This window comes from Microbacterium sp. LB12, assembly GCF_037150835.1.
Classification (GTDB): Bacteria; Actinomycetota; Actinomycetes; order Actinomycetales; family Microbacteriaceae; genus Microbacterium.
This window is the reverse complement of record NZ_JBBCPF010000024.1, coordinates 1-6,272: the sequence shown is the minus strand read 5'-3', so window position 1 is coordinate 6,272 and position 6,272 is coordinate 1. Positions and strand designations below refer to the sequence as shown.

Here is a 6,272-nt window from a genome sequence, read left to right as displayed (position 1 = left end):
CGTGCAGGGGTGGCGTTGGGGTGTCGGCGCGGTGCTCGCGGTTTTTGTTGCTTTGGGGTCCGGGGCGGGTGCGTCCGCGGCGACGGGAATTGATCCCGGGACCGGATCCGCTGCTGGCGGCACTCAGGTCACCATCCCCGCACTTTCCACCGCGTTCGCCCAGGCGAGTGCGGGTGCCTACCATTCGTTGGCTCTGGGTTTGGATGGGAAGGCCTACGCATGGGGGTGGAGCCCTGACGGTCAGTTGGGTAACGGTGCCACCGAGGGTAGCAGTGTCGCGGTCGCGGTGACGATGCCCGCGGGGGTGACGTTCACCAGCGTCAGCGCAGGCGGTTTCCATTCGTTGGCTATGGGTTCGGATGGGAAGGCCTACGCATGGGGGTGGAACACCTCCGGTCAGTTGGGCAACAACTCGACCACGAGCAGCAGTGTCCCGGTCGCGGCGATGATGCCTGCGGGGGTGACGTTCACCAGCGTCAGCGCAGGCATTAGCCATTCGTTGGCTGTGGGCTCGGACGGGAAGGCCTACGCGTGGGGGTACAACACCTCCGGTCAGTTGGGTAACGGTTCCACCACGGATAGCCTTGTCCCGGTAGCGGTGACGATGCCCGCAGGAGTGACGTTCACCAGCGTCAGCGCAAGCGCCTACCATTCGGTGGCTCTGGGCTCAGACGGGAAGACCTACGCGTGGGGAGGGGGCTCCCTCGGTCAGTTGGGTAACGGTTCCACCACGGATAGCCTTGTCCCGGTAGCGGTGACGATGCCCGCAGGAGTGACGTTCACCAGCGTCACCGCGGGCGACTACCATTCGGTGGCGTTGGGTTCGGATGGGAAAGCCTATGCGTGGGGGCGCAACAACCTCGGTCAGTTGGGTAACGGTTCCACCACGGATAGCCTTGTCCCGGTAGCGGTGACGATGCCCGCAGGAGTGACGTTCACCAGCGTCAGCGCAAGCGGCTACCATTCGTTGGCGTTGGGGTCGGATGGGAAAACCTACGCGTGGGGGAACAACAACCTCGGTCAGTTGGGTAACGGTTCCACCACGGATAGCAGTGTTCCGGTGTCGGTGACGATGCCCGCAGGTGTGACGTTCACCAGTGTCGACGCGGGCGGCTACCATTCGTTGGCGTTGGGTTCGGATGGGAATGCCTACGCGTGGGGGGACAACGGCAGCGGCCAGTTGGGTGATGGTAGTACCACGAGCAGTAGTGTCCCGGTCGTGGTGAAGAACTCGGTGGTGGTGACGTCGGTGGTGTTTGGTGGGACGGTGGGGACGGGTTTGGTGCAGAATCCGGATGGGAGTTGGTCGGTGACGACTCCTGCTCACGGGGCAGGTGCGGTTGATGTGGTGGTGTCGTGGACGTGGAACGGTGTCGCGCAAACCCCGATCACGTACACGGATGGCTTTACTTTTGAGCCCCTTGCTGTTGCGCCGACGGTGACTGATCCTTCGGACCAGACTGTGGTTGATGGTGCGAACGCGTCGTTCGAGGTCAGTGCGACGGGTACTCCGGCACCCGCAGTTACGTGGCAGGTCTCCCGGGACAACGGGGCGACGTGGGAAGCGATCACCGTGGACCCTGACGCGACGGTCTCGAGTGACGGACTGACGGTCACTGTTAAGGGCAGTGAAGCAAACGATGGGTTCCTGTATCGGGCGACGGCGTCCAATAGTGCGGGCAGTGCGACCAGTGCCGGGGCAAAGCTGACTGTTACCAAGACAGCGCCGGTTCCGGTTGCTCCGAAGATCACGAACCCGAAGGATCAGGCCGTCAAGGATGGGGCCCTGGCAGAGTTCTCTGTCGAAGTGACTGGTACTCCCGAACCGATGGTGAAGTGGCAGCTATCTCGTGACGGTGGAATGACCTGGCAAGCGGTGAGCGCTGACTCTACTGCGAAGCTCTCGAACGACGGACTGACGCTGACTGTCGTGGGGAGTGAAGCAAACGATGGGTTCCTGTATCGGGCGACGGCGTCCAATAGCGCGGGCAGTGCGACCAGTGATGCTGCGAAACTCACGGTGACGCAGAAGCACGAGGGTGGCGGCGGGACGTCGAAGCCGGGCACCCCTGGGGGTACGAAGACCGAAGGTGGCCTGGCGATCACTGGTGGCGGTTCCGAGCAGGGTTTGCTGTTCCTAAGTCTTGCTGCTCTGCTTTTGGGGGGCGGTCTCGTGGTGACGAACCGTGTTCTGAAGAAACGTCAGAAGCAGTAGGACACGCATGGTCTTTCCCGCGGCTTGTTTAGCGTGACCGACTAGTAAGCAGTTGTGCCCCACGAAGCCGTTCCCCGGCGGAGTGGGGCACAACTGGTATTTGCTGGTGATTGACGTGGGGTCGAAGTCAATGCTGAGCAGGGCCTCGTAGTTGGCGAGAGATCGGATCGCGACCTGGCCAAGTCTGGTTACCTCGGGGCGATGCAGTCCGAGGCCGTGATGATCTGGTGCCGGCATCAGCCGCGCTCGTGACGTCCCATTTGAGCGTGACCGTGAGCGCCGAATACTGCCAGTCGACCCGATCCGCGATCACCGTCGCCGGCGTCCTCCGAAACTCGGCCAACAGCGCCCGAAGCAGCGCCTCGAACGCGTCAACCAGCGATCCCGGTCCAGGCCATTGAGACTCCGCAGGCCTGTCCTTTCGCAGCTATGAATCGCCCCGGCATGTCCAGAGAGGGGTTTTCTAGTATCAACCGGCTCTTTGAACCGGTTCGATACGGGCATAGTCGAGTTGATCGACTACGAGTGGCGTGAGATCGTCGACCGAGCCCTGCGGGCGCTCGCTGTTGAACCAGAGAACCCAGGGCGCGGTTCCTGCTTCGACTTGCACGACGTCCTGCCACAGGCCTTCGTGATGGATGAGGTCGAACCTGTAGAGCCCGATCTACGACTCCGCGAGGGAGCTTTCGTATGCGTCGGCGACGCACCCCACTGACGGGTCGATGCCCCCGCCCACGAGCCGGTCGGTGAAGGCGATCGAGGTGTAGACGCTGCTCGGTTCGGTGTGGTGTGTGAGCCCGGCGAATCCGGTCACGCCCTCGCGGCGGAGGGCGAAGAACGCCATCTCGAGGCAGTTGAGAACGAGCGGGGTGGTTATGTTGGTCGCCGCGCGCCAGCCGAGGACGCGGCGGGAGTGCGCGTCGAACACGAACGCGACATACACCCTCCCGACCACGTCCTGACATATATGAAGTCGGCGCCCCAGAGCTGGTCGGTGCGGAACCGCCAGAAGTGCCGGTCGCGGAGGTCAGCGGGCCTGCTCTCCCGCAGCGCACTTGTTGACGCCGGGTTAGAACTGACCCATTTCTGCCGATCGGGGTTGACCCACCTGTGTTGAACTGTAGCGGGTTGCCGAACTGGTTTTGACCCGGGTCAGTTCTGTTCGGCGCGGGTGCCTTGGCAGAGCAGCTCGCGGCGGCCGTGGCTGCGGTAGGAGTCGCCGGAGAGGGTGAGGACCTCGGCGTGGTGGACGAGGCGGTCGATCATCGCGGCCGCAACGACGTCGTCTCCGAAGGTCTCGCCCCAGCGCCCGAAGGGCAGGTTGCTGGTGACGAGGATCGATCCTTGCTCGTAGCGGGACGCGACGAGTTGGAAGAACAGGTTCGCGGCGTCGGTGTCGAACGGGATGTAGCCGATCTCGTCGATGATGATGAGTTTGTAGCGGCGGATCTTCTTCAGCTCCGCCTCGAGCTGTCCTTTTCGGTGCGCGTCAGAGAGCCTGGTGATCCAGTTGCTCGCGGTGTCAAACAGCACGGAGTAGCCGGCGTAGGCGGCCTTGATGCCGAGCGCGATCGCGAGGTGCGTCTTCCCGAGTCCGGGAGGGCCGAGGAAGATCACGTTCTCTGCTTTCGCGACGTAGGTGCTGGTGGCCAGGTGCGCGAGGAGGTCTTTCCGCAGGCTGGGGAGGTGATCGAGGTTGAAGTCCTCGATCGTTTTCAGTTGCGGGAAGTGCGCGGTCCGGATCCGCATGATCGTGCCGGCGGACTCGCGGTCCGCGACCTGGCGTTCCAGGACCGCGGCGAGGCATTCCTCATGCGACCAGTTCTCGTCCCGTGCTCTCGTGGCGAGCTCGTCTCAGACCCGCCCGATCGTGGGGGTCTTCAGCGCTCGGGCGAGGTAAGCGAGTTTCGAGGAGACCTGCTCCGCGTTCTTCGGGATCGTCGCCGCGGTCGTCGATTTCGTGGTCATCGTGCTTCTTGCTCATAGGTGGTCGGACTGGTGGTCTGGAAGTCGACGCCGAAGAGGGCGTCGTAGTCAGTGAGAGCGCGCAGCTGAACCCGGTGGCCGTCCTCGTGGGTGCGAACTCGTGGGGTCTGCTCCTGCCTGCGGCGCAGCTGCCTCATCCGGCTTGCAGCGTCGACATGGGCGGGGTCCGTGATCGTCTGACGGGTCTGCCAGGACCGGGCGTGCAGTCCCGCGGGCTGGCCGTCGCAGGTGATGCGAACCTCGGTCAGGGAGGCTCGAATATCGAGGAATCGGCCGATGAACGCAGGATCCGCGGAATAGTCGTTGCCCTCAACGCGGACGTAGTAGTCGCGAGCCAACCGGATCCTGTTGGTCAAGCCGGTCGACGGAGCGGTCCGCGGCAACCGCAGCATCGCCCGCTGATCCTCGACGGCTCGTTCGACGGGCCGCGCGCCGGTCGAACGGACCAAGCGCCGGTTCGCCTTCTCGGTCAGCCATTGCGCCAGCTGCGCGTTGAAGTCGGTCGGGTCCTGGAAGATCCGGCCTGGCAGGAACGAGGTCTCCAGGTAGCGGTTCGCGCGCTCGACCACGCCCTTCGTCTCCGGGTACCGGGGCGGGGCGAGCTTGATCCTGGTGCCCAGGCTCCCCGCGAACGTGGCGACGAGGAGGGTGGGCTTGCCGGTCCCGCCGATCGCTGCTTCCCGGTCCCAGAGCAGGTTCTTCGGGATCCCGCCGAACCGCTCCAGCAGCGACCACATACCCGCGGTCAGATCACCGCCCTGACGCGAGGGCAGCATCGCCGCCTCGATCTGGCGGGAGAACCCGGACACCATCACGAGCACCGGCAGTATCCGGTCCTGCCTGCCGCCGACGGGGATCCGCGTCTCCGGAAACCAGAGATCACACTGGATCACCTCGCCCGCGGTGAACGACAGCCGATCGGCCGGGTCAGCCGTGCGGTACTCCGGACGGATCTGCGCGACCCGGTCCCGGAAGATCGAGGACGAATGCTCCCACCCGACCCGCTCCGCGATCACCGTCGCTGGCATACGAGGGTGCTCCGCGAGCAACACCCGGATCCTCGGCTCGAACGCATCGACCAACGAGCCTCGTGGCCCACGAACCCGAGCGGGCGGATCCTCCGTCCGCAACGCCGCACGAACCGTGTTCCTGGCCACACCAAGATCGCGAGCGATCTCCCGGATCGGAACCTTCTCAGACCAATGCAGCCAACGAATCTCTGCCCATGTATCGATCGTGATCACCTCCCTAGCTTCGAGGAGGTGGGTCAATCCCGATTCGGGAAAAGAGGGTTCGTTCTAACTCGGCATCAACAGCACTGTCGACCGGACGCTTGCGTTTCCAACAGACGACTCCGGCGCCCCCAGCTCCCGCATGAGCCGTTCGACCGTGCAGCGTGCGATGTCGTGCCCATCACGGCGCAACCTCAGCCAGAGTTTGCGGGCCCCGAGCACCTTCCGCTGCGCCTGCCACGTGGTGAGGATGCTCGGCTTCCACCGCTTGTCCGACACCTCTCGCGGGGAAGGGCCACGGCCTCTCGCGTCGTAGTAGGTCGATGGGGCGATCTTCACGCCGTGCTGGGTAGCACGTCGCAGATCGAATCGACACCCCACCGCAGACCTCCATCTCGACGGTCCTTGTGCTCCTCGATGAACGCGACTATCGCTTCTGTGTCCGGTCGAGCTCGGCCGCGAAGAAAGTCGAAGCCGCCTTCAACATCTGGTTCGCGCGTCGCAACTCGGCGTTCTCGAGCTTGGTTTGCTTGATCTCTTCCGCCGCCTCGGTCGTGACGCCGGGCCGTTCGCCGGCGTCGCCCTTGTTACGGCGGGCCCAGGTCCGGATTGTCTCCGATGGCCCGATACCAAGCATCTGCGCGACCGCGGCTATCGCTTCGTACTCGCTCGCAAAATCAGGGCGCACCTCGGCGACCATACGGACAGCACGGGTCAAGCCCCAGCACGTGGTGTAGCGGTCGGTGATCCTTCTGCTGTTGTTTTCGGTTAGGCGCTGAGCTCGAGGACGGTGTCGGTGTTCACCTCGGTTCTGGTGTCGGTGACGAGGGTGAGGCGGG

At 64.2% G+C, this 6,272-nt stretch carries 5 protein-coding genes and 1 pseudogene; 1 reads left to right on the top strand and 5 read right to left on the bottom strand.

Features of this window, described 5'->3' with window-relative positions:
• A partial coding sequence (locus WFM69_RS19155) for an RCC1 domain-containing protein (RefSeq protein ID WP_442928477.1) occupies window positions 1-2,215 on the top strand: 2,215 nt, incomplete at its 5' end.
• A gap of 664 nt (window positions 2,216-2,879) precedes the next feature.
• On the opposite strand, the gene WFM69_RS19150 is transcribed toward WFM69_RS19155, so the two are convergent.
• The 5 genes and pseudogenes from WFM69_RS19150 to WFM69_RS19135 all read right to left on the bottom strand — a co-directional run bounded on the left by WFM69_RS19150 (window position 2,880) and on the right by WFM69_RS19135 (window position 6,133).
• Complete coding sequence (locus WFM69_RS19150; RefSeq protein WP_337007424.1) at window positions 2,880-3,170, bottom strand: DDE-type integrase/transposase/recombinase; 291 nt, start codon at window positions 3,168-3,170, stop codon at window positions 2,880-2,882.
• A 197-nt stretch (window positions 3,171-3,367) separates the two neighbouring features.
• Window positions 3,368-4,183, bottom strand: a pseudogene (istB, locus tag WFM69_RS19145) (IS21-like element helper ATPase IstB).
• Window positions 4,180-5,445 (bottom strand): IS21 family transposase, encoded by a 1,266-nt coding sequence (gene istA / locus WFM69_RS19140; RefSeq protein ID WP_337007422.1) that lies wholly within the window; start codon window positions 5,443-5,445, stop codon window positions 4,180-4,182. Before istA ends, istB begins: the two are co-directional and overlap by 4 nt.
• A 54-nt stretch (window positions 5,446-5,499) precedes the next feature.
• Window positions 5,500-5,712 carry an IS3 family transposase gene (locus tag WFM69_RS19455; protein ID WP_442928478.1) on the bottom strand — a complete coding sequence of 71 codons (213 nt, stop codon included), beginning with the start codon at window positions 5,710-5,712 and terminating at the stop codon, window positions 5,500-5,502.
• A 148-nt stretch (window positions 5,713-5,860) separates the two neighbouring features.
• Window positions 5,861-6,133 carry a hypothetical protein gene (locus WFM69_RS19135; protein ID WP_337007420.1) on the bottom strand — a complete coding sequence of 91 codons (273 nt, stop codon included), beginning with the start codon at window positions 6,131-6,133 and terminating at the stop codon, window positions 5,861-5,863.
• Window positions 6,134-6,272: the final 139 nt, after the last annotated feature.

Excerpts from the sequence above, each read along its gene's own strand:
- WFM69_RS19135 (WP_337007420.1), bottom strand. The coding sequence starts at position 6,133 with ATGGTCGCCGAGGTGCGCCCTGATTTTGCGAGCGAGTACGAAGCGATA.